This window comes from Paenibacillus montanisoli, assembly GCF_003268025.1.
In the GTDB taxonomy this organism is placed as follows: Bacteria; Bacillota; Bacilli; order Paenibacillales; family Paenibacillaceae; genus Paenibacillus_Z; species Paenibacillus_Z montanisoli.
In genome coordinates this window covers 605697-631082 of record NZ_QLUW01000003.1, presented here as the reverse complement: position 1 = coordinate 631082, position 25386 = coordinate 605697, and the positions used below count along the sequence as shown (strand labels likewise).

General features: G+C 55.3%; 22 protein-coding genes and 1 pseudogene. 8 read left to right on the top strand and 15 right to left on the bottom strand.

Annotation, left to right across the window (positions count from 1 at the left end):
• Positions 1 to 49: 49 nt before the first annotated feature.
• From sdhB to DL346_RS18820, 3 genes are read right to left on the bottom strand one after another with little or no spacing between them, the layout of a single operon-like run.
• The gene (gene sdhB / locus DL346_RS18830) at positions 50 to 814 is read right to left on the bottom strand and encodes a succinate dehydrogenase iron-sulfur subunit (RefSeq protein WP_112883669.1); all 765 of its coding nucleotides are present in this window, start codon (positions 812 to 814) and stop codon (positions 50 to 52) included.
• Positions 815 to 829: 15 nt separating this feature from the next.
• Complete coding sequence (sdhA, locus tag DL346_RS18825) at positions 830 to 2575, bottom strand: succinate dehydrogenase flavoprotein subunit (RefSeq protein WP_112883668.1); 1746 nt, start codon at positions 2573 to 2575, stop codon at positions 830 to 832.
• A gap of 25 nt (positions 2576 to 2600) precedes the next feature.
• A complete protein-coding gene (locus tag DL346_RS18820) occupies positions 2601 to 3272 on the bottom strand; it encodes a succinate dehydrogenase cytochrome b558 subunit (protein WP_112883667.1) in 672 nt (223 codons plus the stop codon).
• Positions 3273 to 3498: 226 nt separating this feature from the next.
• Here DL346_RS18820 and DL346_RS18815 point away from each other — a divergent pair, with 226 nt between their 5' ends.
• Positions 3499 to 4392 (top strand): LysR family transcriptional regulator, encoded by an 894-nt coding sequence (locus DL346_RS18815; RefSeq protein WP_112883666.1) that lies wholly within the window; start codon positions 3499 to 3501, stop codon positions 4390 to 4392.
• Positions 4393 to 4958: 566 nt separating this feature from the next.
• Here DL346_RS18815 and DL346_RS18810 read toward each other — a convergent pair.
• Both DL346_RS18810 and DL346_RS18805 read right to left on the bottom strand, forming a co-directional pair.
• Positions 4959 to 5264, bottom strand: coding sequence for a hypothetical protein (locus DL346_RS18810; protein ID WP_420849576.1), 306 nt, complete (start codon positions 5262 to 5264; stop codon positions 4959 to 4961).
• Complete coding sequence (locus DL346_RS18805; protein ID WP_112883665.1) at positions 5248 to 5910, bottom strand: potassium channel family protein; 663 nt, start codon at positions 5908 to 5910, stop codon at positions 5248 to 5250. The genes DL346_RS18810 and DL346_RS18805 overlap by 17 nt, the downstream gene beginning before the upstream one ends.
• A gap of 367 nt (positions 5911 to 6277) precedes the next feature.
• Here DL346_RS18805 and DL346_RS18800 point away from each other — a divergent pair, with 367 nt between their 5' ends.
• Positions 6278 to 7912, top strand: coding sequence for a CPBP family intramembrane glutamic endopeptidase (locus DL346_RS18800; protein WP_112883664.1), 1635 nt, complete (start codon positions 6278 to 6280; stop codon positions 7910 to 7912).
• Here DL346_RS18800 and uvrC read toward each other — a convergent pair.
• The gene (gene uvrC / locus DL346_RS18795; protein WP_112883663.1) at positions 7884 to 9869 is read right to left on the bottom strand and encodes an excinuclease ABC subunit UvrC; all 1986 of its coding nucleotides are present in this window, start codon (positions 9867 to 9869) and stop codon (positions 7884 to 7886) included. The genes DL346_RS18800 and uvrC overlap by 29 nt on opposite strands.
• 198 nt (positions 9870 to 10067) lie before the next feature.
• Here uvrC and DL346_RS18790 point away from each other — a divergent pair, with 198 nt between their 5' ends.
• The 4 genes from DL346_RS18790 (at position 10068) to DL346_RS18775 (ending at position 14830) form a co-directional block, all read left to right on the top strand.
• Positions 10068 to 10214, top strand: a complete 147-nt coding sequence (locus DL346_RS18790; RefSeq protein ID WP_112883662.1) for a YqzM family protein — start codon at positions 10068 to 10070, stop codon at positions 10212 to 10214.
• 428 nt (positions 10215 to 10642) lie between these two features.
• Entirely contained in the window at positions 10643 to 11758 is a 1116-nt protein-coding gene (gene rsgA / locus DL346_RS18785) for a ribosome small subunit-dependent GTPase A (protein ID WP_112884073.1), read from the top strand.
• Between the two features lie 86 nt (positions 11759 to 11844).
• Positions 11845 to 12519 (top strand): TetR/AcrR family transcriptional regulator, encoded by a 675-nt coding sequence (locus DL346_RS18780; protein ID WP_112883661.1) that lies wholly within the window; start codon positions 11845 to 11847, stop codon positions 12517 to 12519.
• A gap of 76 nt (positions 12520 to 12595) precedes the next feature.
• Positions 12596 to 14830, top strand: a complete 2235-nt coding sequence (locus tag DL346_RS18775; RefSeq protein ID WP_112883660.1) for an MMPL family transporter — start codon at positions 12596 to 12598, stop codon at positions 14828 to 14830.
• 79 nt (positions 14831 to 14909) lie between these two features.
• Here the strand turns inward: DL346_RS18775 and DL346_RS18770 are convergent, their stop codons facing one another.
• From DL346_RS18770 to DL346_RS18750, 5 genes are read right to left on the bottom strand one after another with little or no spacing between them, the layout of a single operon-like run.
• Complete coding sequence (locus DL346_RS18770; RefSeq protein ID WP_112883659.1) at positions 14910 to 15125, bottom strand: YezD family protein; 216 nt, start codon at positions 15123 to 15125, stop codon at positions 14910 to 14912.
• A 22-nt stretch (positions 15126 to 15147) separates the two neighbouring features.
• Positions 15148 to 16212, bottom strand: a complete 1065-nt coding sequence (locus DL346_RS18765; protein WP_112883658.1) for an ABC transporter ATP-binding protein — start codon at positions 16210 to 16212, stop codon at positions 15148 to 15150.
• Between the two features lie 2 nt (positions 16213 to 16214).
• Complete coding sequence (gene cysW, locus DL346_RS18760) at positions 16215 to 17096, bottom strand: sulfate ABC transporter permease subunit CysW (RefSeq protein ID WP_112883657.1); 882 nt, start codon at positions 17094 to 17096, stop codon at positions 16215 to 16217.
• Between the two features lie 15 nt (positions 17097 to 17111).
• Positions 17112 to 17960, bottom strand: a complete 849-nt coding sequence (gene cysT, locus DL346_RS18755; protein ID WP_112883656.1) for a sulfate ABC transporter permease subunit CysT — start codon at positions 17958 to 17960, stop codon at positions 17112 to 17114.
• Between the two features lie 27 nt (positions 17961 to 17987).
• Positions 17988 to 19115, bottom strand: coding sequence for a sulfate ABC transporter substrate-binding protein (locus tag DL346_RS18750; protein WP_112884071.1), 1128 nt, complete (start codon positions 19113 to 19115; stop codon positions 17988 to 17990).
• 388 nt (positions 19116 to 19503) lie between these two features.
• Between DL346_RS18750 and DL346_RS18745 the strand changes: the two are divergent.
• Positions 19504 to 20521: pseudogene (locus DL346_RS18745) on the top strand (sulfate ABC transporter substrate-binding protein).
• A gap of 49 nt (positions 20522 to 20570) precedes the next feature.
• On the opposite strand, the gene dnaI reads toward DL346_RS18745, so the two are convergent.
• The 4 genes from dnaI to DL346_RS18725 all read right to left on the bottom strand — a co-directional run bounded on the left by dnaI (position 20571) and on the right by DL346_RS18725 (position 24466).
• Complete coding sequence (dnaI, locus tag DL346_RS18740; RefSeq protein WP_112884069.1) at positions 20571 to 21527, bottom strand: primosomal protein DnaI; 957 nt, start codon at positions 21525 to 21527, stop codon at positions 20571 to 20573.
• A 34-nt stretch (positions 21528 to 21561) separates the two neighbouring features.
• Entirely contained in the window at positions 21562 to 23070 is a 1509-nt protein-coding gene (locus DL346_RS18735; RefSeq protein WP_112883655.1) for a replication initiation and membrane attachment family protein, read from the bottom strand.
• A gap of 124 nt (positions 23071 to 23194) precedes the next feature.
• The gene (locus tag DL346_RS18730; RefSeq protein WP_112883654.1) at positions 23195 to 24073 is read right to left on the bottom strand and encodes an alpha/beta fold hydrolase; all 879 of its coding nucleotides are present in this window, start codon (positions 24071 to 24073) and stop codon (positions 23195 to 23197) included.
• 87 nt (positions 24074 to 24160) lie between these two features.
• Positions 24161 to 24466 (bottom strand): YuiB family protein, encoded by a 306-nt coding sequence (locus tag DL346_RS18725; protein ID WP_112883653.1) that lies wholly within the window; start codon positions 24464 to 24466, stop codon positions 24161 to 24163.
• Positions 24467 to 24621: 155 nt separating this feature from the next.
• Between DL346_RS18725 and hemQ the strand changes: the two genes are divergently transcribed.
• The gene (gene hemQ, locus DL346_RS18720) at positions 24622 to 25368 is read left to right on the top strand and encodes a hydrogen peroxide-dependent heme synthase (RefSeq protein WP_112883652.1); all 747 of its coding nucleotides are present in this window, start codon (positions 24622 to 24624) and stop codon (positions 25366 to 25368) included.
• Positions 25369 to 25386: the final 18 nt, after the last annotated feature.

Below are 25386 nucleotides of genomic sequence, written 5' to 3'. Positions count from 1 at the left end.
GCGCAAATCGGAATACCTGTGCGAAGTGCCCCACCACGGGAGCCTTATTTTACATCCCCAGCCATTTCTTAAACAAATGCTTCGTCGTATCTTTGTTGATCGCCGCAATCGACGTCGTCAATGGAATGCCTTTCGGGCAGGAGCGCACGCAGTTCTGCGAGTTGCCGCAGCCCTCGATGCCGCCGTCCTCCATTAGCGTTTCCAGACGCTCGGCCGCGTTCATTTCACCGGTTGGGTGAGCATTGAACAAACGTACTTGCGAAATCGCCGCAGGACCGATGAAGCTGTTGCGGTCGTTGACGTTCGGGCAAGACTCCAAGCAGACGCCGCAAGTCATGCATTTGGACAGCTCGTACGCCCACTGGCGCTTCGCTTCCGCCATACGCGGACCAGGACCGAGATCGTAGGTGCCGTCGATCGGAATCCAGGCTTTTACGCGCTTCAGGGCGTTGAACATCCGCTCACGGTTGATGACAAGGTCACGGACAACCGGGAAGGTGCTCATCGGCTGCAGGCGAATCGGCTGCTCAAGCTTGTCGATCAACGCGCTGCACGCTTGACGCGGTTTGCCGTTGATGACCATGGAGCACGCGCCGCAAACCTCTTCCAAGCAGTTCGATTCCCAGCATACCGGTGCTGTCGCCTGGCCGTCTTTCTTCTTCGGATTACGCTGGATTTCCATTAGAGCGCCGATTACGTTCATGTTCGGGCGGTATGGAATTTCAAACTCCTCTGTATACGACTGAGCGTTCGGAGCGTCTTGACGCGTAATGATCAGTTTAACTGTTTTTGATGCCACTGTCGTTTCCGCCATCGTGATTCTCCTTTCTTATTTATCCTTCGAGTAGTCGCGCTTACGCGGTTTAATGAGTGATACATCGACGTCTTCGTACGAGATAGCAGGGCCTTCCGGCGTCCATGTCGCCTTCGTCGTTTTCAGGAAGTCTTCGTCGTTACGGTCCGGGAATTCCGGCTTATAGTGAGCGCCGCGGCTCTCATTGCGCATCAGCGCGCCAAGCGTCATCGCTTCGGACAGCTCAAGCATGTTCCACAGCTGGCGCGTAAACGCTACGCCGGCGTTGTTCCAGCGCGCGGTGTCGTTGATATTGATGTTACGGTAGCGCTGCTTCAGCTCTTTGATTTTGTTGATCGTTTCTAGAAGCTTGTTGTTGAAGCGGACAACCGTCATATTGTTGGTCATCCATTCGCCGAGCTCCTTGTGCAGAACGTACGCATTTTCCGTCCCGCTCATGTTCAGGATGCTCTCGTATTTGTCGGTTTGAGCCTTCTTCTCGCGGTCGTACACCGTCGAGGAAATATCTTCAGCCGATTTCTTAAGGCCTTTGATGTATTCAACCGCTTTTGGTCCGGTAATCATACCGCCGTAAATCGCGGATAGCAGCGAGTTCGCGCCGAGGCGGTTCGCGCCGTGATATTGATATTCGCACTCCCCGCAAGCGAACAAGCCGGGAATATTCGTCATTTGGTTGTAATCGACCCACATGCCGCCCATCGAGTAGTGAACAGCCGGGAAGATTTTCATCGGGATTTTGCGCGGGTCATCGCCCATGAATTTCTCATAGATTTCGATGATGCCACCGAGTTTAACATCCAATACCTTCGGATCTTTATGCGACAGATCGAGGTAAACCATGTTCTCGCCGTTGATGCCGAGCTTCTGGTCGACGCAGACGGAGAAAATTTCGCGCGTCGCGATATCACGCGGCACGAGGTTTCCGTATGCCGGATATTTCTCTTCTAGGAAGTACCAAGGCTTGCCGTCTTTATACGTCCAGATCCGTCCGCCTTCGCCGCGCGCCGACTCCGACATCAAACGAAGCTTATCGTCGCCCGGAATGGCGGTCGGGTGAATTTGAATGAACTCGCCGTTCGCGTAATGAACGCCTTGCTGGTAAACCGCGCTCGCCGCAGTACCTGTGTTGATGACGGAGTTCGTCGTTTTGCCGAAAATAATACCAGGGCCGCCGGTCGCCAAAATAACCGCGTCCGCAGCGAAGGTATGTACTTCCATCGAGCGCAGGTCTTGAGCGGATACGCCGCGGCAAACGCCGTCGTCATCCAGAATCGAGCCCATAAACTCCCAGTGCTCGCGTTTCGTGACAAGACCCGCCGTTTCCCAACGGCGAACTTGCTCATCCAGCGCGTACAGCAGCTGCTGGCCCGTCGTTGCGCCCGCAAAAGCGGTACGGTGGTACTGCGTGCCGCCGAATCGGCGGAAATCGAGCAAGCCTTCCGGCGTACGGTTGAACATAACGCCCATCCGGTCCATTAAGTGGATAATGCCCGGCGCTGCGTCGCACATCGCTTTAACCGGCGGTTGGTTCGCCAAGAAGTCGCCGCCGTATACGGTATCATCGAAGTGCTCCCAGGTGGAGTCCCCTTCGCCCTTTGTGTTAACCGCGCCGTTAATGCCGCCTTGCGCGCACACGGAGTGCGAACGTTTTACCGGCACAAGCGAGAACAAATCGACATGAACGCCCGCTTCCGCCGCTTTTATCGTAGCCATTAGGCCGGCGAGACCGCCGCCAACGACAATAATTTTGTTTTTAGCCATTACACTTTCGCTCCTTGTCTCAAACTTAAACGAGATTCGTCAATTGCAGAGCAGCAGATGCCGCTTCTTTAAATTCATCGCCGCGGAACGCGCCAAGCGACAGCAGGAACATAACCGCTACGATGACGAATACGCCCATCCAAATGAACGAGGAGATGCGCTGCGCGCGCGGGCCGATCGTAATGCCCCAGCTGACCAGGAATGCCCACATTCCGTTGCTGAAGTGGAATGTCGCTGCAAGGACACCGATGATATACAGAACGAAATAGAAGCCGTTGCTCGCGATGTCATGCATCAGGTTGCCAAGCTCTTCATGCTTCACTTCGCCGATCATGACTTGGAAGCGCGTTTGATAAAGATGCCAGAAGACAAAAATGAATGTAATAACACCGGTGATGCGCTGAAGCGCAAAAGCCCAGTTGCGGCCGTATTGGAAGCGTCCGGTGTTCACGTTCGATTGATAAGCAACATACAATCCGTACACGCCGTGGAACAATAGCGGCAGCCAAATGCCGAACAGTTCGAGGAAGAACACGAGCGGGAGATCATTCAAAAACTTGATGCTATCCGAAAACCCCTCTGCTCCGCCCTCAAAAGCCGAATAGTTCGTCACCATGTGTTCGATGATGAACAGACCGAGCGGAATTACTCCGAGTAAAGAGTGGATCTTGCGCGATAAATACGAATTTCCTTTCATAACTTGTACGTTCTCCTTTCAAAACTGTGGGGTGCATTCGCCATAATTCGCCAAAACCATTCTCCATTGTAACTCTAGCCCTACAGGGCGTCAATAAATTAAAGACTTTCGCTTTCATGTCTTCCAGTACACATAATACTCCTTTTGAGCTTATAATGGAATTGCATATTATTCATTAAATGTTATAACTATTGTGCATATAGAGAGAAAGTCAAGGTGATTTCGTTTGTTAGATGAACTGCATGTATTTGCCGTTGTGGTGGAGCAATCCAGCATGAACAAAGCATCGGCGGCTCTGAATCTGTCGCAGCCCGCCCTCTCCCGCAAAATCGCCAAGCTCGAGCAGGACCTCGGCGCGCTTCTCTTCAATCGAGTCGGCAAGCGGCTCGAGTTGACCCGAATCGGTCAGCTGACATACGAGTACGCCGTAGAATCGCGCCAGCAGCATTTGCGATTTCTGAATTTGGTGGCGGAGTATAAAAGCGCAGGCCGATCCACCTTAACGATCGGCGCCAGCTTGACTACGCTGCAATCCACGCTGCCCGATCTGATTCAGGCGCTCACCGCCCGCAGTCCCGAGCTCGACATCAAAGCCATCACCGGCAAAACGCATGAGATCGTCACGCTTGTCCGCGAGCGCAAAGCCGATCTGGGCATCGTCGCCTCGCGTATCGACGATCCGCAATTGAAATGCGTGCCGCTGTTCGACGACCATCTCGTGCTGGTACTGCCGCGCAATCACTTCGTCATGGATAAAGGCTTGCCTGTTATTACCGATTTAAACGCGCTTCCCATGATATTGTTCTCCAAAGGCACCTGGTACCGCATCCTTACCGACGAGCTGTTCGAAAAATACCGTTTGCTCCCCGATGTGCGCATGGAAATCGACTCGTTCGAGGCCATCCTTCGGCTGCTCCATACTTGCCGAGCCGCTACGCTGCTGCCCAAATCCTATCTGCGCGCCGAGATGCTTGAGGATAACGATCTCCTCTCGGTTCCCATCCGCGAGCTCGTCGATGCCAAGCGTACGACTTCGCTCATCCATGCGCATTCGGAGGGCTTGAGTCCGGCTGTAAGACTATGGATCGATGAGATCGCGGCGCATTATAAGCGTGTATAGCGGTTTGGGAGCTGCTGCGCAGTTGGATGAAGAAGTGGATTTGGACTGCGTTCAGGGGATCCGTTTCCGTCGCTGTTGAAGTCAGGAATATTGAATGATACACGCTGCGGTATATTCCTGACTTCAAAGGCGACGCTGACGCTCTCCAACGGATTCCCCTTCCACTTGCCCAAACCATCTTCATCCTTTGCTTCGCATCAACCCGCTTCCCCGCGCTTATTTGCTTGCTTTGGGGAGGGGGCAAATGAGCCGTGCGGTTTATCCGCTTCGCAACAGCTCGTTCCGCCGGTTTGACTGCCTAACGAACCTCACAGTCTTTATTTGTAAAGATTTCCCGCTTTCGAAATGGTAACGATCCTGAGAGACGTTATTCGCACAATTTAGCCCTCGAAGCACCTGATTCCGGCACAATAACGTTTCTGTAGTTCGTTAGCCTAGAAATCAAGCTGGTTTCAGCAAAATAAGCATAATACGATTCGTTAGCGGAAGGCTGCTACAGTTCCTCGAAAAAGCTCAACTCTTCCCAATCAACAACAAAGGACAGAAGCCGAAATCGGTTCTGTCCTTTATTGTTTGCCATTTTCCGTATCCAATACCAAGCCGAGCTTGCGTGCCATCCAAGCGGTTGTGCTGGCCTGCAGCAGGATGGTCAGCATGATCGCCATGAAGGTAATCGACGCTATTATATCCGCATGCTTCACGCCCATTCCCGCCAACATGCCGGAAAGCGCGGCCGGGATGACGCCGGTTTCCCGCACCCAGACCATAAAGGCCATCTCGCGCAGCGTCCAGCGGGATGAGCGGTCGGGCCATGCGGAGGCGAATACGGGCTTTACAAGCCCATCTTGCCGGCGTTTACCGAATGACCGCATCTTCGAACTCTTCGATCTGCTGATTCGTACCGATGACGACCATTACATCCTTTTCGGTGAGCACGTCATTGCCGGTAGGCGCAATGATAATGCCCTTCGGCTTGTTGATCGCAACAATGCTGCAGCCAAACCGGGCGCGCGGGTTCAAATCCTGCAGCGATTTGCCGCTCAAGCACTTCGGCACGGCCAGCTCGGCGATTGTGTAGTCCTTAGAAAGCTCGATATAATCCAGCAAATTCGGCGAAACCAGCTGATGCGCAACGCGGATGCCCATGTCTCGCTCCGGGTAGACGACGCGGTCGACGCCGATTTTTTCCAAGACGCGCCCATGGAGCTCGGTCATAGCCTTCGCCACGACTTTCTTCACGCCTAGATCCTTGAGCAAAATCGCGGTCATGATACTCGCCTGAATGTCGTCTCCAATCGAAACAACGGCGCAGTCGAAATTACGGACGCCAAGCGAGCGAAGCACCTCTTCCTCGGTGGAATCCGCCACAACGGCATGCGTAAGCTCCTGGCTCATATCCTGTACCGCTTCCTCGTCTTTGTCGATGCCGAGCACGTCGTACCCCAGCTGAATTAACTCGCGGGCCAGACTCGAGCCGAAACGGCCAAGACCGATAATGACAAATTGGTTGCTTTTCATAATTGATTTAACTCCCGTCCAACGGTGATTTTGCCTTCTGGATGCCGGTAATGACCTTGCTTCGCGCGAGGGCCGAGCCTGTCCCGCCGTTCCGAATGCGGAAGCGGTCTTGTACAATAGGTTGATGATAACGAGGTAACGCTCCTATAAACAAAAATCATGACGCATATTCCATACGCATGAATAAAATATTGGTTTCCATTGCCCGCCAATGATGCACATTATACCTGTTCAAATCTAGAAATCCAAGACAATCCGATACGCGCAAGCCGTTGTTCCCCTGCTTTCAGATGGATAATATTGTCTCGTTTATGTTAAGGTAATGAATAGACGGTAATCATTATTCTAACTAAGAACGGGGTGCCCCATGAACACGATTCAACTGAGGCCCAATTGGAAAATGTATGCCTGGCTCGCCGGCATCGGCCTACTTACTTATTTGCTCATCCAGATCATCCCTTCGACAGCCGAATCGTTTTTCGGCACGAACAGCGAGCCGGTCATTGAGCGGGAAGCCGCCGAGGAGGCCGCTGCTGCATTCGTTAAGAAGCAATTCCAGACGGTGCCGGAAGGCGTTCATGGCGTCCATCAATCCGACAGCCTGCTCTACGGCTACTTGGAGAAAAATAAGCTCACCCGCAGCTATGAGAAGAAATACGATGCGAATTTTCCGACCGATACCTACCAGGTAACGGCAAAAATGCCGGACAGGAGCGAAGTTTTCGTCTATGTCCATATGCAGAAAGGAACCGTCGTCGCTTGGAACCGCATCAATGAAGAGTCCGCCGAACCGGCTCCAGAGAAGGAGCTCGCGGATACGGCGCTGGCCTTTGCGGTTTCCAAAGGCTTCGTCAAATCAGCCTTGAAGCAAAGTAAAGTGGACCCCGAGAAGGGACAAATTTGGTATGATGTGGCGGATACGTCGATCGGAAACGCCAAGCTGACACTGAGCATTCGGGGCGAGAAGCTTCCGAACGGCAATGTGTTCATTTCCGCTTACAAGCCGCAGTTCAAGGTTCCGGCCGACTACGCGAGCTACGTCAGCAACCAGAAGCGGCTCGCCAACTATTTATCCACAATCGGAAGCTTGTTTCTTTCCTTCGTCTTGTTTATTTTGGCCATCGTCTATGCATCTCTTTATCGCAAGCATACGTCTTTTGTCCGTGGCATCGTGCTGTCCGTCCTCTTTCTGGCGATGTATCTCGCGAACGATTTCAATCTGACGGACGGCATCATTGCAAGCTACGGCGAAATCGCGAATGCGGATGCGATGGCGCTCGTCGCGGTCATCGTCACCTGCTTGATTACGGTCATTATGGGACTTTCCGTATACTTCTCCCTCGTCGGCGGCGACGGCTTATGGCAGGGAATGGGCCGGAATTTATGGCCGCGGTTCGGCCAGCCGGGCTATGGCGAGCATGTATGGCGCAGCATGTGGCTCGGGTATTTAACCGCGTTCATGCTGCTTGGGCTGCAGACGGTCATCTTCATCATCCTGATGCAGGTCAACGGCTCCTGGTCAACGACCGACGTCACCCAGTCTCCTTATAATTTGGCGGCGCCTTGGCTGTTTCCGGTTCTTGCGTGGTGCGCGGCCATTTCCGAGGAAGCCGTATACCGGCTCTTCGGCATCGGGCTCATGAAGCGATGGTTCCGAAATTCCTTTGTCGCTTCGCTCATTCCAACGATTATTTGGGCGCTTGGGCATGTCACCTATCCGATCTTCCCGTCCACTACCAGGCTGCTGGAGCTTACGGTGATCGGCTTGATTTTCAGCTTCCTTTTCCTGCGGTACGGCTTCATTACGGTGCTGTTCGCGCACGCGATTTTCGACAGCGTCATGATGGCGATCTCGCTCATGTTCATGGGCTCCGCCAGCCATATTCTGCTGGGCATAGTCTATATTGTTCTGCCGATTCCGATTGCATGGCTAATGCGCTATGTAGATAAAAAAAGAGGGCCGAAACCGTTTGTCACGGTTCCTCCCTCAGCGCTTCAATGATTTGCGCGGCGAGCTTCTCGCCGATCGACAGAGGCCGGAAATCTTCGATTCCGGCTTCTTTTATTTTCTTGATCGAGCCAAAATGCTTCAGCAGCGCCGTACGGCGCTTCTCTCCGATGCCCGGGATAGAGTCGAGCTTCGAGGCTACCATCGATTTGCCCCGCTGTTCGCGGTGGAATGAAATGGCGAAACGGTGTACCTCATCCTGGATGCGCTGGAGCAGGTAGAACTCCTGGCTGTCTCGCGGCAGAGGCACCACCTCCGGCGGATCGCCCGTCATCAGCTGGGCGGTCTTGTGCTTGGCATCCTTGACAAGGCCGCACACCGGCACCATCAAGCCGAGCTCGTTCTCGAGAATATCGAGCGCGGCCGAAATTTGGCCGCGTCCGCCGTCCACGATGATCAGATCCGGCATCGCGAGCTCCTCCTTGAGCACCCGCTCGTAGCGGCGCCGGATCACTTCCCGCATCGTTTCGTAGTCATCCGGACCTTTGACCGTCTTGACTTTATATTTGCGGTATTCCTTCTTGTCCGGCTTCCCGTCCGTGAACACCACCATTGCCGATACCGGGTCCGTCCCTTGGATGTTCGAATTGTCGAACGCTTCGATGCGGCGAACCTGCGGCATGCCAAGCGCCTCCGCTAAGCTCTCCGACGCCTTGAACGTGCGCTCCTCGTCCCGTTCGATCAGCTTGAACTTCTCTTCCAGCGTCACCTTCGCATTGTTCACCGCCATCGCAACGACATCGCGCTTGCGCCCCCGAAGCGGCATAAACACCTTCACCTTCAGCCACTTCTGCAGCGAGCTGCGCAGCTCGGCTTCGATCGTACCCGCTTCAGGCTCGCCCTGCTCTTCGCCTGGCTCTTCGCCCTGGTGCTCGGCGGAAGCCGCAAGCACGGCTGAATCGGCGGCAGCTGCGGTATATTCCGCCTTCGCTTCCTGAACGGCGGCGGCAGCTGCTTCCGGCCCCCCTTCCTGAGGCGGCGTCGGCAGGAAAATCTCTTTTGGCAGCGCCGGATTTTCCGAGTAATACTGGGTCACGAACGTCATGAAGTCATCATAGGCCGTGCCGTAATACGGAAACGTGGTCGCCCTCCGTTCGATCAGCTTCCCTTGCCGCATGTACATGATTTGCACGCACATCCAGCCTTTATCGGTCGCATAGCCGAACACGTCGCGGTCCATCGCGTCATTGAGCGTAATTTTCTGCTTCTCCATGACGGCATCGATCGCGATGAGCTGATCGCGGTATTCCTTGGCCCGCTCGAACTCCATCATCTCCGCAGCCGATTCCATCTTCGCTTGCAGCGTCTTCTTCACTTCGTCATGCCCGCCGTTCAGAAAACGGGTAATCTCTTGCACCATGTTCTCGTAAGTGCCCGGCTCGATCTCGAACTCGCACGGCGCCACGCACTGCCCGATATGGTAATACAGGCAGACCTTGTCCGGCAGAGTGCCGCATTTGCGCAGCGGATACAGACGGTCGAGCAGCTTCTTCGTCTGCTGGGCCGCGAACGCGTTTGGATAAGGTCCGAAATACTTGCCTTTATCCTTCAGGATGCGCCGCGTAACCTCGAGCTTCGGATGCTTTTCGTTCGTGATTTTGATGTATGGAAACGTCTTGTCATCCTTTAGCAGCACGTTGTATCTCGGATGATACTGCTTGATGAGATTGCACTCCAGGATGAGCGCCTCCATGTTGCTGGACGTTACGATGTATTCGAAATCGCGGATCTGGGATACGAGCCGCAATGTTTTTCCGTTATGGCTGCCGTTAAAATACGAACGCACGCGGTTCTTCAGCACCTTCGCTTTGCCGACGTAAATGATGGTGCCATCCGCGTCCTTCATCAAGTAACAGCCGGGTTGATCAGGCAGCAGCGCCAGCTTGCTGCGAATCCGCTCCTCGGATAGCCGTTTATCGGCTGCCGATTCGCTTCTAGATTGCTCCTTCATTTTCGTTCTCCTCCCGACCCATGGCTACCGTTTATTGTACCACAACGCGCGCTTTTTTGCGGTTGTACTTGCGGGACAAAGGCGACTTTGCCGCATAATTTCGCCTCACAATTGTCACGACCTCCGGCTTTACAATTATTCTGGAAGTTGGGTATACTAGGGGGAGCAATCGTTGTTGCCTAAGGAGGAAGCGAAACAATGGAAAATGTAAGAGACCCTCGCGAACACCTGAACGAGGAGCCGCGCGATGATCTGTTCGACGTTGCGATCGGATTTGGCGGATTCTTTGCACTGCTGTTCGTCATTTTCGCCGTTGCGGTGATTATTAAATTTATCATTTCGTAATAAACGTGGCCTTGCCCCGATCGTTCGGGTGCAAGGCCATTTTAATGGAATGAGTTGACAAGTGATCTGGAAGCGAATAGAATGACAACTAACGATACCCAAAGGAGGCTGATGTGAAATGGCAGCGAATTTCATGAATGTTCAAGTTGCAATCGTCGTCGCGTATGCATCGGTCTCGGACGGAACAGGAACGGGAGAATAGCAGCTAGCTGAAGGTTGGGTCGCAATAGACGGCCTGCTCTGCTTGTTCGCCATCGCCCGCTAAACCGCAAGGGACCGTATCATTACGGTTTCTTGCGGTTTTTTTGTGTCCGTTTCGAGACGTCCACCGTTTCAAAAACGTAGACCGCAGGAGCTTATTTCCTGCGGTCTTTTTGCTATCCAATCCAACCAATAAAGGGGACATCTATTTGAATTTGAATGTAAACATGAATCAACAACCTGTTGAAACCATCTCTGCCGGCACGCTCGAGCGTTACGGCTGGAACGATTACTGGGAGAGCTGCACAGCAAGCGCGGCAGCCGGAGGCGGCACGGATTTGGAGCCGGCGCGCGTCGTCGCGCAGTTCACGAACCGCTACCGCATCATGACGGCAGCCGGCGAATACGCTGCCGAGGTCAGCGGCAAGTTTCAGTTCCAGGCCGCATCGCGCAGCGAGTTTCCAGCCGTCGGCGACTGGGTTGCCGTGCAGACGCTCCCGGGCGAGCAGCGTGCCGTCATTCACGGCGTACTGCCGCGGCGCTCGGCCATGATCCGCAGAGCGGCCGGCAGCGTGCCCGAAGAGCAAGTGATCGGTACGAACATCGACACGTTGTTCATCGTGAACGCGCTGAACGGCGACTTCAACGTCCGCAAGATCGAGCGATACCTCGTCGCCGCATGGGAAAGCGGCGCCACGCCGGTCGTACTGCTGACGAAAGCCGATCTGTGTACCGACACCGCGCGCCGCGTCGCCGAGGTGGAAGCCTCCGCGCCGGGCGTACCGGTCCACGCCGTCAGCGCCGTGACCGGCGAAGGGCGCGAATCGCTCTCGCCTTATCTGCTGCAGGGCCGTACCATTGCCGTAACCGGCTCCTCCGGCGTCGGCAAATCGACGCTGCTGAATTGGCTGGCCGGCGGTGACCTGCAGCGCGTGCAGGACATCCGAGAGGATGACGCCCGCGGCCGCCATACGACGACGCACCGCGAGCTCTTCCCTCTTCCCGGAGGCGTTATCATGATGGATACGCCCGGCATGCGAGAGCTGCAGCTATGGGAATCCGATGACGGCTGGCAGGAGGCCTTCTCCGACATCGAGGAAATCGCCGCAGGCTGCCGGTTCCGCGACTGCCGGCATGCAGCCGAGCAAGGCTGCGCCGTGAAGGAAGCGCTGCGCAGCGGAGCGCTGGATGCGCGGCGCTACGAGAGCTACAAGAAAACCGGCCGCGAGCTGGCACACCAGATGCGCAAGGAGCAGTCCGTCAGCAAGCGGCAGCAGAAGAGCGCGGATAAGCGGATCGAAGCGCGCGCAAGCTACGTCAAGCACAAGCCGGACATGGACTGATTGACGGTCGGTTCGCTTCCTTGTATGATCTTATCAAGTGATAAGCAAGGCAGATCAAGTCAGCCTTTGAAAGGAACCCGTTTAGAATGGCAGCCTCCAGATCGAATCAGTCCCAAGAAACACGCGCCATGATTATCCGCACGGCCAAGGAGATGTTCATGAAGCTGGGGTACCGCGCCGTTTCCACGCGCCTGATCGCCGAGGCATGCGGCGTTACCCAGCCGGCGCTCTACCACCATTTTAAGGATAAACAGGCGCTTTACCTGGACGTCATGCGGTCCGTATGCGACGGTACCCGAAGCGCGCTCGGCCGGATGATCGGCAGCGAACCCGATATGCGCGGACGCCTTTATCGGTTCACCGCTTATATGCTGGCCAGTCATCCCGAGGACTTGAGCCGGATGTTCCACGATATCCGCCACGAGCTCGCTGCGGAATCCCAGCGCATCATTTACGAGCTGTGGCGCAGCGCTTACCTTGTGCCGTTGATCGATATCTTCGGGGAGGGGCAGCGCAGCGGGGAGCTCCGCAGTTCAGCCCAGTTCGGGATGACCCCGGAGAAATCCGCCCGGATGCTGCTCGGCATGATCAATCAATCGCTGGCTTCCGCACAGACCGCTATTGCAGGCGCATCGGCACCTCAAGGCGGCGGTGCCGATGCCGCCGGCGAGAACGGACAGAAAGACTGGGAGCCGCAAGCCCATATGCTCGTCAACGTGTTGCTTTACGGTCTTTCGGCCGCCCCGCCTCCTTCGGAGTAGCGGGCGGCCGGAACCGCTTTTTTTATACGGTTCGCTTATCGCTTGATAAGCAAATTAAAAGGAGTGTTTACTTCGCATGACGGAAAGCCGGTTAGAGAAGCTCGCCCGCATGACGATAGGCAGAAGAGGCAGATGGATGACGCTCGCCGTATGGCTGATCGCCGCAGCCCTGCTCAATATCGGTCTGCCTAAAGCATCCGACTTGAAAGATGATACGCTCGCAAATTTTGATGCAAGCAAGCCTTCCGTGCAAGCCGAGCGGCTGATCGCGGAGCAGTTTCCTTCCGGGGACGGTATCCCCGCCCTCATGACTTGGCATCGTTCATCCGGATTGACCGATGAAGACCTAGCCGGCATTCAGAAGCTGGCGAAGCGGCTTGCCGCGAGCCCCGTTCCGCATCAGATCGCAATTGTCCCGCACGACAAGCTGCCGCTGCCCGCGCTGAAGCAGCAAGTCTCCGCGGACGGCACCACCTTCGTGCAGCCGGTCCTCTTCGAGAAGAATGCCGGAAGCGACGGATTTAAAGCAGGGCTGGAACGGCTGGAGCAGGAAGCCATGCCAATCTTCAAAGAAGCGAATCCGTTCGGGACGAAGCTGGAGGACGGCGGTCTTGCCGTTCGCGCTTCGGGGCCCGTCGGCATCGCAGTCGACGCGACCGGATTATTCGAGAGCGCCGATGTTTCCCTGCTCATGGCCACCGTGCTCCTAGTCCTATTATTCCTGCTGCTCATCTACCGTTCGCCGGTGCTCGCCCTCATTCCGCTCGTCGCGGTCGGTTTCGCGTACGGCGCCATCACGCCGCTGCTGGGCTGGATGGCCGATCTTGGCTGGATCGAGTTCGACTCGCAAAGCCTGTCCATCATGACCGTGCTGCTGTTCGGCGCCGGAACCGACTACTGCCTCTTCCTCATTGCCAGATTCCGCAGCGAACTGAAGGAAGAAGCGAGCACCTATACGTCGCTTAAGCGGGCGTTCAGCGGCTCCTCCGGCGCGATTGCGATGAGCGGTCTGACGGTCGTCATTTCCCTGCTCGTGCTGCTCGCCGCCGAATTCGGGAGCATCCGGCGCTTCGCGATTCCGTTCAGCTTGGCGATATTCATCATGATGCTCGCAAGCCTTACGCTTGTCCCGGCGTTGCTGGCGCTGCTAGGCAGAGCCTCCTTCTACCCGTTTGTTCCAAAGACGCGCGAGATGGCGCTTGCCCATGCCAAGAAGAAAAACAAGCCGGCTCAGGCTCCGCGCACGAAGGCAACGCTCGGCGACCGGCTGGGCGAAAGCGTAGTCCGATGGCCAAAGACAATCGCGTTCGTCACGACGGCGATCCTGCTTCTATGCGTAGTCTTCGCGACGCAGATTAAATACACGTTCGATACGCTCTCGTCGTTTCCGGCGGATACGCCTTCCAGGGAAGGCTTCGCGCTCATTGCGGATCGATTCAACGCCGGCGGGCTGGCACCGGTTCAGGTAATCGTGCGATCGCAGTCCGAAGAGCAAACGGAATCCGTCAGATCAACGCTCGCCTCACTGCCTTTCGTCAAGAGCGTTGCCGAGCCCGTGAAAGGCGCCACCATGACGGACCTGCTCCGTTTCGAGGTTGAACTGTCGGTCAATCCCTACTCGAACGAGGCCATCGGACACATTCCCGACTTGAGGCAAGCAGCCGAAGACGCGTTGGAACAGCCGGATAAAGCCGATGAAACCCGAGTCTGGATCGGCGGGCAGACAGCCGAACAATACGATACGCAGCAAACGACCGGCAAGGATGCGCGTCTCCTTATTCCTGCCATCATCATACTGATTGCGCTTCTCCTGCTCGCTTATCTGCGCTCGGTCGTTGCCATGCTGTACTTAATCGCAACGGTTCTCCTCTCCTACTTCAGCGCGCTTGGATTAGGCTGGATCGTGCTGCATGACATGTTCGGCACGGATGCGATTCAAGGATTGATCCCACTCTATTCCTTCGTGTTTATCGTTGCGCTGGGCGAGGATTACAACATCTTCATGATCGCAAGCATCTGGAAAAAAGCCCGTAATATGCCGCTTCGGCGAGCGGTCAAGGAAGGCGTTTCGCAGACCGGCTCGGTCATCACCTCCGCCGGCCTGATTCTAGCCGGCACCTTCGCGGTGCTTGCGACGCTGCCGATTCAGGTGCTCGTTCAATTCGGCACCGTCACCGCCATCGGCGTGCTGCTCGATACGTTCATCGTCCGGCCGTTCCTCGTGCCTGCCCTTACCGTGCTTTGCGGGCGCGCGGCCTTCTGGCCCGCTGCCGCGTCGAAGCAGGAGCGGGCGGCTGCGCAGCACCGCTAATCCGGCCTTCTCGCAAACAGAAGAAGCGCCGGGTCCCTCGTCGATCTTTCGCGAACGAGCGGCCCGGCACCTCTTTTTTTTATCCGTTAACTGCCTTCAACTTGTCTGAGCTGTTATGGTCTTGTCGATGCTGCGTTTTGACGGATGCCGCATCGAAGCGTTTGCGCTCGGTACGGTCGATTTGGACGACGCGGCCATCGTGCACCGTAATGAGTACCGATCCGTACTCCAGTCCATTCACTTGCGTTGCGATACGCTCTAACCATTCTTGATCCAGCACGATTGGCTTTGCCATCTTAAATCCCTCCCAAATAAATTTAAATATGCACGGGCAGCGGATCGACTTTTAGCGGATTCTCCACGATCGTCGCCGACTCATCTGAGATGACGTATAAACGGTGTATTAGCACGGACACTTCATCGCCAGGCTGCAACGGCTCCTGGTCCAAGGAACGGTGCGCGGACAGGCGGTTGCTGCCGACCTCCACGTCGAGCTCCAAGTGCGCCCCGCGGAAAAAGATATGGCGTACCTTCCCTTTCTCCGCTGCGGACGGAAACGGGATTTCCCGCTCGCGGCCGACCTCGACGAACTCGGGACGGATAAGCGCCTTTGCGCCCGCCGTCAGCGAAGATCCCCCGAAGCCGCGCAGCGATTCGGGCTGCTCCACGACGGTGGAATGGCCGATAAAACCGGCTACGAATGCCGTCTGCGGATCGGTATAAATATGGACCGGCGAGCCTTGCTGCTCCAGCCTGCCCTTCTGCACGATAAGCATTTCGTCGGCCACTTCGACCGCTTCATCCTGATCGTGCGTGACGAAGATCGACGTGATGCCGAGCGTGCCGATGAGCTGTTTCAGCCAGGTGCGAAGCTCCTTGCGCACCTTGGCGTCGATGGCGGCGAACGGTTCGTCGAGCAGCAGCAGGTCGGGCTTCGGCGCTAGCGCCCTGGCGAATGCGACGCGCTGCCGCTGGCCGCCCGAGAGCTGGTGCGGATACCGGTGCTCGAAGCCGCGCAGTCCGGTCAAATCCAGCAGCTCGCCGACCCGCGTCTTGATTTCGGCTTTGCTCGCCTTGCGGATCGTCAGCCCGAATGCAATATTGTCAAACACGTTCATGTGCTTGAACAACGCGTAGTTCTGGAAGACGAAGCCGATTCCGCGGAGCTGGGGCTGCACGTCGTTAACCCGCTTCCCATTGATGAAGATGTCGCCGGAATCCGGCGTCTCCAGCCCTGCCAGGATTCGAAGCAGCGTCGATTTGCCGCCGCCGCTCGGCCCTAGCAGACCAATCAGCTTGCCGCGCTCAATGGAGAAGCTGACATTGTCGACAGCCTTGTGGCCATGAAAGGTTTTGCTGATATTGCGAACCTCGATATGCATCTTTAGCCATCCCCCTTCGGCGTTTTCTGAGCGGTTTTCCATTCGATGAGACTCTTCGCTACAAGGGTCACGAGCGCCAGCATGACGAGCAAGGAAGCGACCGCAAATGAAGCCGAGAATTGATATTCGTTGTACAAAATCTCAATATGAAGCGGCAGCGTATTCGTCTCGCCGCGGATATGGCCGGATACGACCGAGACGGCCCCGAATTCCCCCATCGCCCTCGCGTTGCATAGGATGATGCCGTAGAGCAGGCCCCACTTGATGTTCGGCAAGGTAACCCGCCAAAAAATCTGCCATCCCTTCGCGCCTAAGCTTGCGGCAGCTTCTTCCTCCTGCACGCCCTGCGCCTGCATCAGCGGAATGAGTTCCCTCGCCACGAACGGGAAGGTAACGAACGTCGTCGCCAATACGATGCCGGGAAGGGCGAATATGATCTGGATGTTGTGATCCGACAGCCAAGGTCCCAGAAAGCCCTGCGCACCGAACAAGAGCACGAAGACAAGACCCGAAATGACCGGCGATACGGCGAAAGGCAGATCGATAAGCGTAATCAGGATGTTTTTGCCGCTGAACCTGAATTTGCTGATCGCCCAGGCGGCCGCCACGCCGAACAGCGTGTTGAGGGGAACCGATATGACGGCGGCCATTAGCGTCAGCTTCAGCGCCGACGCGGCGTCGGGATCCCTCAGCGCTGCGAAATACACTTCCGCGCCCCGCTTGAACGCTTCGGTAAATATCGATACGAGCGGAAGCAGCACGATGAGTACTAAAAATAGCAGCGCGACGGAGATCAGAACGATTCGAACGCCGGCGGACTCATTGATATGTTTGGGACGCTGCGCCGATTTTTCGGTTAAATGAACGGTAACTGCACCTGCCATCGTTTTCGCGCCTCCCTATTCCGTAATTACGCGGCGATTGCTCCGCCATTGCAAGTAATTGATCAGCAGCAGAAGAATGAACGAAATGATCAGCATGACCATGGCGATCGCCGTCGCGCCTTTGTAGTCGTATTGTTCAAGCTTCGTCATGATGAGCAGCGGAGCGATTTCGGTCTTCATCGGCATATTGCCGGAGATAAAGACGACCGAGCCGTACTCCCCGATGCCTCTGGCGAAAGCGAGCGCAAACCCCGTCAGCAGCGGCGGAATCAGCTCCGGCAGGATGATCCTGCGGAACGTCCGCAGCCGGAAGGCGCCAAGCATGACGGCTGCTTCCTCCACTTCGTTGTCGAGATCCTGCAGGACCGGCTGAACCGTCCGCACGACGAAGGGCAATCCAATGAATATAAGCGCCAATGTAATGCCAAGCGGCGTGAACGCCACCTTGATGCCAAGCGGTTCAAGCAAGGAGCCGATCCAGCCGTTGGGCGCATAAATCGCCGTCAGCGCGATGCCCGCCACGGCCGTCGGCAGCGCGAAGGGCAAATCGATCAAGCTGTCGACCAGCTTTTTCCCCGGAAATCGATAGCGTACGAGCACCCAGGCAATCAGAAGTCCGAATACGAGATTAATCAGTGCGGCGAAAAATGAAGTCATGAAGCTGATTTTATAGGATGCGATTACGCGTGCCGACGCCACCGTGTCCCAGAACTGCCCCGGCGTCATGCCGGAGGTCTTCACGAAGATGCCGGCAAGCGGAATGATGACCAGCACGCTTAAGTAGAAAATGGTAAATCCCAGGGAAATCCCGAAGCCGGGCAGTATGCTGCGCGGCTTCGCCTTGCTTGATGCGGAACTTTTCATAAGTAGAGTCAGCTCCCGTCCATAGGCTTACGTGCCAGGCGCGTAGATTTGGTCAAACACGCCGCCATCCGCAAAATGCTTCTTCTGTGCTGCAGCCCAGCCGCCGAAATCGTCGTCGATCGACAGCAATGTCAACTCCGGGAATTGATCGGCGAATTGCTCCGCCACCGAGATCAGCTGCGGACGGTAGAAGTTCTCCGCGGCAAGCTTCTGCGCTTCTTCCGTGTACAAGTAATCCAAGTAACCCTCGGCAACCGCGCGGGAGCCTTTCTTATCGACGTTCTTGTCGACTACGGCCACAGGCGGTTCGGCAAGGATGCTGATCGAAGGATAGACAATGTCGAATTTATCCGGGCCGAGCTCTTTCACGGACAGCAAGGCTTCGTTCTCCCAGGCGAGCAGCACGTCGCCGATGCCTTTCTCTACGAACGTCGTCGTGGAACCGCGAGCGCCGGAATCGAGCACCGGCACGTTCTTGAACAGCGCGGATACGAACTCCTGCGCCTTCGCTTCGTCGCCGTTGTTCTGCTTGAGCGCGTAGCCCCATGCCGCGAGATAATTCCAGCGGGCGCCGCCGCTCGTCTTCGGATTCGGCGTAATCACTTCCACGCCGGGTTTGATCAAGTCGTTCCAATCTTTAATGCCCTTTGGATTGCCTTTACGGACCAAGAATACAATCGTCGATGTATATGGCGCGCTGTTATTCTCGAATTTCTGCTGCCAGTCTGGCTGGATCAGCCCTTTTTCCGAAATCGCATCGATGTCGTATCCGAGCGCGAGCGTGACGACGTCCGCTTGAAGTCCGTCGATTACGGCTCTGGATTGAGCGCCGGAGCCCGCATGCGATTGCTTGATCGTAACTTTCTGGTTATGCTCCTTCTCCCAATAAGCCGAGAACAGTTTATTGTAAGCCGCGTAGAATTCACGCGTCGGGTCATACGAGACATTGAGCAGCTCGACCGGATCGGTAGATGCAGGCTCATTCACGGCTGCCGGCTCCGGGCTATCCGCGGCGGCGTTGCCGTTTCCGCTGGAAGCGGTTTGATTGGCGTTTGTATTCGCAGGCTCCGTATCCCAGCCGCAGCCGGTCAGAGCAAGCGCGAAAACGACGAAGATCAACAGCGTGTGCAGCAAAAGCGAATTCTTCTTTTTCATGTGTGTCATGTAAAAGCACCCCTCATCATCTTTTTACAGATAACTAACGCTTTTCCGACTCCGCGTTGACCGGTCGTGGAAATAAGTATTAATCCTACCTGTTTAGTTGGTTATGGGATGATAATAGCAACGGACTTGCTTTCCTGTCAATCATTTTTTTAACAATTTTTATAGAGGGGATCAGTTCTCCTTATATAGAACTCATAGTTGACAGGTTGGAATAATGAGGTTTACGATTAAGCCATCGAGCCTACCGGTCTTCCGGAGGCCCCGGCAGCGATTGCAGCATGAAGCGCTTTTGTTCATGATGCGCTGACGGGGCCTCCTTTTTTTATGGCATGAGCCGGATCGGACAGAGCAGAGAACTTTATAAAGGGAGAGGTTAAACATGAAGAGAAAACTGTTTATCGCCGTGACGATTCTGGCTCTGGTCCTGTCATTGTCGTCCACCAGCTTTGCGGCCGTAACCAGACCGAAGCAGCCGGACATCGAGCTGCTGAACGTCTCGTACGATCCGACCCGTGAGCTTTACGCGCAGTACAATAAAGCCTTCGCCGCCTATTGGAAGGCTAGAACTGGCCAGAAGGTTACCATCAAACAATCCCATGGCGGCTCCGGCGCGCAAGCACGGTCCGTCATCGACGGCCTCCAGGCGGATGTCGTGACGCTGGCGCTCGCTTACGATATTGACGCCATTCAGAAAGCCGGCCTTATCAATGACGGCTGGGAGTCCCGCTTCGCGCGTAACAGCTCGCCGTACACCTCCACCATCGTTTTCCTGGTCCGCAAAGGCAACCCGAAGAACATTAAAGATTGGAACGACCTGATCAAGAAGAACGTCTCCGTCATTACGCCGAATCCGAAAACAAGCGGCGGCGCGCTGGAATTTCCTCGCGGCATGGGGCTACGCGCTGAAGCATAACAACAACAGCGAAACAAAGGCGACCGAGTTCGTAACGAAATTGTTCAAAAACGTGCCTGTGCTGGATTCCGGCGCCCGCGGCTCTACGACGACGTTTGTTGAACGCGGCATCGGCGATGTGCTGCTTGCGTGGGAGAACGAAGCGTATTTGGCGCTCAAGGAGCATGGCTCGGATTTTGAAATCGTGACGCCGTCCTTCAGCATTCTCGCGGAACCGCCGGTAGCGGTGGTCACGAAGAACGCCGATAAGCACGGCACGCGCAACGTGGCCAAAGCATACCTTGACTACTTGTACACGAACGCCGGCCAACGGATCGTCGCCCAGAACTTTTACCGTCCGACCAATACGAAGATCGCCGCGGAATTTACGAAGAAGTTTAAAAACATCGAGCTGACGAACATCCGTGATTTCGGCGGCTGGAACAAGGCGCAAACGAAGTTTTTTAACGATGGCGGCGTGTTCGACAAGATCTATAAGCCATAAAGTTTTATAGAAAAAAAAAGCCTGCCGTCGTCTAGACGGCAGGCTCTTTCTATTTTCGGCCCCGTTTGTTGTGGCCTGTAACGTGAACGGCTTGCACATAAGGCCGGATGCGGTCCATAATCCGCTGTCCCTTATGCAGCTCGTCGCCGTCTTTGTTCGTAAAACTGAAATGCTGCTCGATCGCATCAAGCCCATAATTCGACGTATAGAAGGTCGGCTTGCGGTTCATCCGGTAATTCAAGATCGCGCCAAGCACGTGATCCCGTACCCAAGGGTTCAAGTTCTCCGCCCCGATATCGTCAAAGATGAGCAAGTCCGTTTCCTTCATCATGTCGACCGTTTCTTTCAGCTTGCCCTGTTCATGCATGAGCGACTTCAAGTCTTCTACGAATTCCGGCATGTACACGATCGCTCCGGTGTAGCCGGCTTTGGCCAGCTCATGAAGCATATAGCACATCAGAAACGTCTTGCCCGTACCGAACGAGCCTGTCAAATAAAGCCCTTCCGGCTGCAGGCCGTGTTCTTTCGTTTCATTGATATAGCTGATGATTTGACCGACCGCGCCTACCCGTTCCAGATCCTTGTCGATGATTTCGTCAGCGGAGAATCCGCGGGACAACGCCTTCTCATCCACATAGAAGCTGCGAACGCGGCTGCGGATCCGGTTCTCGGCTTGTCTGGCCAGCAGCCTCTTGCACGGAACCTTGCGGTCGTTCAGTTGGACCAGCATGCCTGTCGTTTCGCAGCTGAGCTCCGTATAATGGCCTTCAAAGTCGTTCGGACAGTTGTCCAATCCCGGACAATTGGAGCAATTCCGGTATTCCTTCGTGCATTGGTAAATCTTATTCATATTAAGCCGTATAATAGCGTCGTTCAACTCGGGATACTTGCTGCGAAGCTTTTCGACAAGCGGGTCGGCAAGCAGTTCCGCCATCAGCTTATCGGCTTGTCTAAGCGCGCTGCCGCCTCCTGGCATTTGCTTCAGCAAATCGCCCAGCGATTCCATGGCCATCTATGTTTCACCTCGCCTTGCTTATGTTTTACGTTGTTTTGCCGTCCAGCTTGCGCGCCATCCTGCGGATTTCTTCGATCTCATCGGCGGATAGCTGCTTGCCCTTCGGCGTCTCCGGCATAATCGGAATCGCCGGCTTGCGCCGCCCCCGCGGCGCTCCGCTTCCGGTTCTCGCCGGCTGGGCACTTGATGTGCCGCCCTCACGCGGCTTGTCCTGCTCCAGCTTGACCTGGTCCCGGACGTACCCGACCGCCTTTTCGTAAGAGTCGACGCCCTTCATCAGCATATTCGAGGCAACAGCGTCAATAAACTGATTCGTCACGCGCTGCGCATCCTTCAATCCGACCACATAATGAATAAGTACATTTATAACGGCATCCTGCAAACGATAATTGATATTCATGACTTCAAACACGCGTATAAACCGCTCCGGCACGGCGCCAGGGAAAAATCTTGCCAGAAACCGCGTATGCGGCTCATTTCGCATCAGCATATTGTACTGGTGGATATCGCACCGGCCGGCCAGCTGATCCGGAACGTCCATATAATACTCCGCTTGCACGGCCACTTCATTCGGTACATCATCAGCCTCGTTATTCGCGCTTTCCTTGGATGCAGCCATTCTGCCATACACCCTCTGCCGTTCGTCGTTCCGTTTGCGGTCCTGCCTGTACATTTGGTTGGCCCGCAGCTGCAGCTCGTCAATAAGCAGTTCGCCTTTGCTCGAGAAAACATCGTCTTCATCGAGCAACCGGCTTAAATCAGCCGCATCCAAATTGTACTTATACGCCACGTAGTTGAGCTGGGCGACCGCTTCGTGATCGCCGCGAAGCCGCTCAACATAGTGCCTGTTCGAGGAATTGCGCGGGAACCTCATAATGATGTCGCCGTACCCGATCCCCGCCGTTTCCAGCTGCGGCTTGGGCAGCGATTGTCTGGACGGGGCTACCTCGGTAAGCGCCTGCTCCAGCTCCGTATCGATTCCTTGCGTATTTAAACGGAACAGCTCGTAGAACGGTACTGTAATATTATCTCGCCGCAGCTCGGCGCTTGCCAGCTGATCGTCTTCCTTCTCGAAGAACGATTCCCGAAGCGCGATCACGGCATGTTTTCCGACCTTGTCCCTCAGCAGCATCATGAGATGGGGACTTCCGAAAAACTCATCCGGCGATAAGGGTCTGATCAACTCGTATTCATAGACGACATCGTCATTATCCGGCACGCCAAGTCTCGATACTTGCAGCAGCCCGACCGCTTCCAGCCTGGATGCTTGATTCACGAGCTCCTGCCTGCCCCGTTCGTTCATTTCAAGCCCGAGTCCAAGCAGCAGCTTCCGCTGAGGCTCGAGCGGCGAATAGCCGACACGGTCATCCGCCACCTGCTGATACAGCAGCTGATAGAGTCCCGCGGCGAACGCGCCGATCATCGCTTGATAGATCAAGCCGATCATTTTGCGATCTACCGCGCTAAGCGAAAAGTCGCGATAGATGTAGCATCGATGATGCTCTGTAAATTGGTGCATGTTGCCGATCCGCATCTCATTTTGACTCCATCCGCCTATTATTCTTTTACTAGTTTACCATAAAAGCGGCCATCGTTTGAGGCGCAGAAAAAAGAAAATTCCCCCGGTAGAGGGAACTTTCGCATGCTGATTATTTGGATTAATGCCTAGGCACAGTGCCGTGCACGCCTTCCTCAATGCCTTGCGCGGACAGCTGCCGAAGCAGTGCCTCCCGCTCTTCGAACGTATCTGCTATTTCCGGATGCGCCTGCTTCTCGATCCATTGCGACATGACATACGCCACCGTCGCCGGCTCCTTGAGCAGCAGCTGTTTGTCTGCTCCGATAATGCCGTACAGCTCGCTATTGGACAGCCTGCGCCGAAGCTCCGCAGCGTGGCCTTGCCCGATCTTATCGCCCGTACCGTACAAGACAAGCACGGGCTGCTTCAGCTGAAGCAGCTTCTTCTGCACGGCGCTGTCCAAGCAGGCGGCCGTATACTCGCGCCATTTGCCGGAATCGCCAAGCTTGGCTTCGGCGTGCAGCTCTTCGAAGCTGGCTTTGCTGTCCGCTTCGTTCAAAGCCGCCTTAAACGCGATCGGTTCCTTAGGGCAAAGAATACTCGAGATAAACGCCGCCTGCAGCTTCGAACGCGTAATAATATCGGTATACGCGGTAGCGCCGGAGACCAATATCCCGCCGATAAACCGGTCGGGATAGGCCAGCATCGCCGTAAGCGCAGGGAACGACCCTGCGCCATAAGAGCACACATAGGCCTTTTTTACCCCCATAGTGTCGAGCACTCTTCTCATATCCTCCGCGATTAACGAAAGGGTCAGCTTCCCGCTTCCCGCCTCGCTGTACCCATGACCGCGGATATCGAAGCGTATGATCGAAGTAGACATCAGCTTCTCTTGCATCGCCGTGAACAGCCGGCTGGTCAGGCATGGCGGGTGCACGCAAAGAACCGGTACGCTGTCCTTTATGATGACATCATGGTTAACATGCAGCTTCGCATCTCCGACATTCAAAAACGGCATCGCGCAACACCTCGGATTCCGCTAAATCAACGCTAGCGCTGAAATGCGAATTTTCCTTAGTATGGCCATGCCGTTTTAGCTTTCATGTTAGAACATTTTGTATCCGCCTTTGCGCAGCGCCCGGATCGTCGAACCGCTCACATAAGCGCCGATCAGCGCTCCGATGGCCGGCAAAATATCCACGAACGTAAAGGAAGTGAAATTGCCGGACACGCTCTTCGTGTCGTCCCAGGTTTGCCAGATAAAGAGCGGTACGAGCACAATTAGAAATAAGTAAATAGGAAAAAAGGTCGTTTTTAGCAGCATGTTTAAAATAAAGCCGATGCCGAACATCATGACAAAAAACAAAACCGTTGCAATGATAAGCTGTAAAATATTAACGTCGCCGTTCATTCCGAATCGTCTACCCCTTTCGCTACGACTAGTGTAGTAGATGGCATAGCGGAAGTCAATTTCCTTCGCGATGTTGTCACAAGTCCGTCATTTGCTCTCCTTTGCCGCGTTACGTTACAATGTAAGCGACAAGAAACCGATAGGGAGTGATCTACATGAGTGAAGCGGCTCAAACGCTTGAAGGCTGGTACGCCTTGCATGATTTCCGCACGATCGACTGGGCGGCTTGGAAGCTTGCCGACGAAGGCGAGCGCGCCATCGCGCTGGACGAGCTTCGTTCGTTTCTAAGCGAGTGGCAAACCGTTGAAGATAATAAGCAAGGGAGCACGGCCTTCTATTCCATCGTAGGCCAGAAGGCGGATTTCATGCTCATGCATCTGCGCGAAACGTTGGAGGAGCTGAATGCGATCGAGAACGCGTTTAACAAAACGACGTTCGCGCAATTCACGATCCCGGCCCATTCTTACGTCAGTGTCGTGGAGCTCAGCAATTATATGGCGCAGCCGGGCGCCGATCCGATGCAAAATCCGGAAATTCTCGCCAGACTGAAGCCGATTCTGCCGAAATGGAACCATATATGCTTCTATCCGATGAACAAACGCCGCCAAGGCAGCGACAACTGGTACATGCTGAGCATGGAAGAGCGCCGCGCGATGATGCGCAGCCACGGCATGATCGGCCGCAGCTACGCGGGCAAAGTGAAGCAAATTATTACGGGCTCCGTCGGCTTTGATAACTGGGAGTGGGGCGTAACCCTGTTCGCAGAGGATGCCCTGCAATTCAAGAAGCTCGTCTACGAGATGCGCTTTGACGAAGTGAGCGCGCGCTTCGGCGATTTCGGCGACTTCTACGTCGGCAACCGAATGACGGACGAGAAGCTGCAAGAGCTTTTCGCCATCTAGCAATCAAACTGGCCAATT

Excerpts from the sequence above, each read along its gene's own strand:
- sdhA (WP_112883668.1), bottom strand. The coding sequence starts at position 2,575 with ATGGCTAAAAACAAAATTATTGTCGTTGGCGGCGGTCTCGCCGGCCTA.
- cysW (WP_112883657.1), bottom strand. The coding sequence starts at position 17,096 with ATGGCAGGTGCAGTTACCGTTCATTTAACCGAAAAATCGGCGCAGCGT.
- DL346_RS18805 (WP_112883665.1), bottom strand. The coding sequence starts at position 5,910 with ATGAAAAGCAACCAATTTGTCATTATCGGTCTTGGCCGTTTCGGCTCG.
- dnaI (WP_112884069.1), bottom strand. The coding sequence starts at position 21,527 with ATGGAATCGCTGGGCGATTTGCTGAAGCAAATGCCAGGAGGCGGCAGC.
- DL346_RS18810 (WP_420849576.1), bottom strand. The coding sequence starts at position 5,264 with ATGCGGTCATTCGGTAAACGCCGGCAAGATGGGCTTGTAAAGCCCGTA.
- sdhB (WP_112883669.1), bottom strand. The coding sequence starts at position 814 with ATGGCGGAAACGACAGTGGCATCAAAAACAGTTAAACTGATCATTACG.
- rsgA (WP_112884073.1), top strand. The coding sequence starts at position 10,643 with ATGAATCAACAACCTGTTGAAACCATCTCTGCCGGCACGCTCGAGCGT.
- uvrC (WP_112883663.1), bottom strand. The coding sequence starts at position 9,869 with ATGAAGGAGCAATCTAGAAGCGAATCGGCAGCCGATAAACGGCTATCC.
- DL346_RS18750 (WP_112884071.1), bottom strand. The coding sequence starts at position 19,115 with ATGAAAAAGAAGAATTCGCTTTTGCTGCACACGCTGTTGATCTTCGTC.
- DL346_RS18770 (WP_112883659.1), bottom strand. The coding sequence starts at position 15,125 with ATGGCAAAGCCAATCGTGCTGGATCAAGAATGGTTAGAGCGTATCGCA.
- cysT (WP_112883656.1), bottom strand. The coding sequence starts at position 17,960 with ATGAAAAGTTCCGCATCAAGCAAGGCGAAGCCGCGCAGCATACTGCCC.
- DL346_RS18730 (WP_112883654.1), bottom strand. The coding sequence starts at position 24,073 with ATGCCGTTTTTGAATGTCGGAGATGCGAAGCTGCATGTTAACCATGAT.
- DL346_RS18820 (WP_112883667.1), bottom strand. The coding sequence starts at position 3,272 with ATGAAAGGAAATTCGTATTTATCGCGCAAGATCCACTCTTTACTCGGA.
- DL346_RS18790 (WP_112883662.1), top strand. The coding sequence starts at position 10,068 with ATGGAAAATGTAAGAGACCCTCGCGAACACCTGAACGAGGAGCCGCGC.
- DL346_RS18775 (WP_112883660.1), top strand. The coding sequence starts at position 12,596 with ATGACGGAAAGCCGGTTAGAGAAGCTCGCCCGCATGACGATAGGCAGA.
- DL346_RS18735 (WP_112883655.1), bottom strand. The coding sequence starts at position 23,070 with ATGCGGATCGGCAACATGCACCAATTTACAGAGCATCATCGATGCTAC.
- DL346_RS18725 (WP_112883653.1), bottom strand. The coding sequence starts at position 24,466 with ATGAACGGCGACGTTAATATTTTACAGCTTATCATTGCAACGGTTTTG.
- DL346_RS18765 (WP_112883658.1), bottom strand. The coding sequence starts at position 16,212 with ATGCATATCGAGGTTCGCAATATCAGCAAAACCTTTCATGGCCACAAG.
- DL346_RS18800 (WP_112883664.1), top strand. The coding sequence starts at position 6,278 with ATGAACACGATTCAACTGAGGCCCAATTGGAAAATGTATGCCTGGCTC.
- DL346_RS18780 (WP_112883661.1), top strand. The coding sequence starts at position 11,845 with ATGGCAGCCTCCAGATCGAATCAGTCCCAAGAAACACGCGCCATGATT.
- hemQ (WP_112883652.1), top strand. The coding sequence starts at position 24,622 with ATGAGTGAAGCGGCTCAAACGCTTGAAGGCTGGTACGCCTTGCATGAT.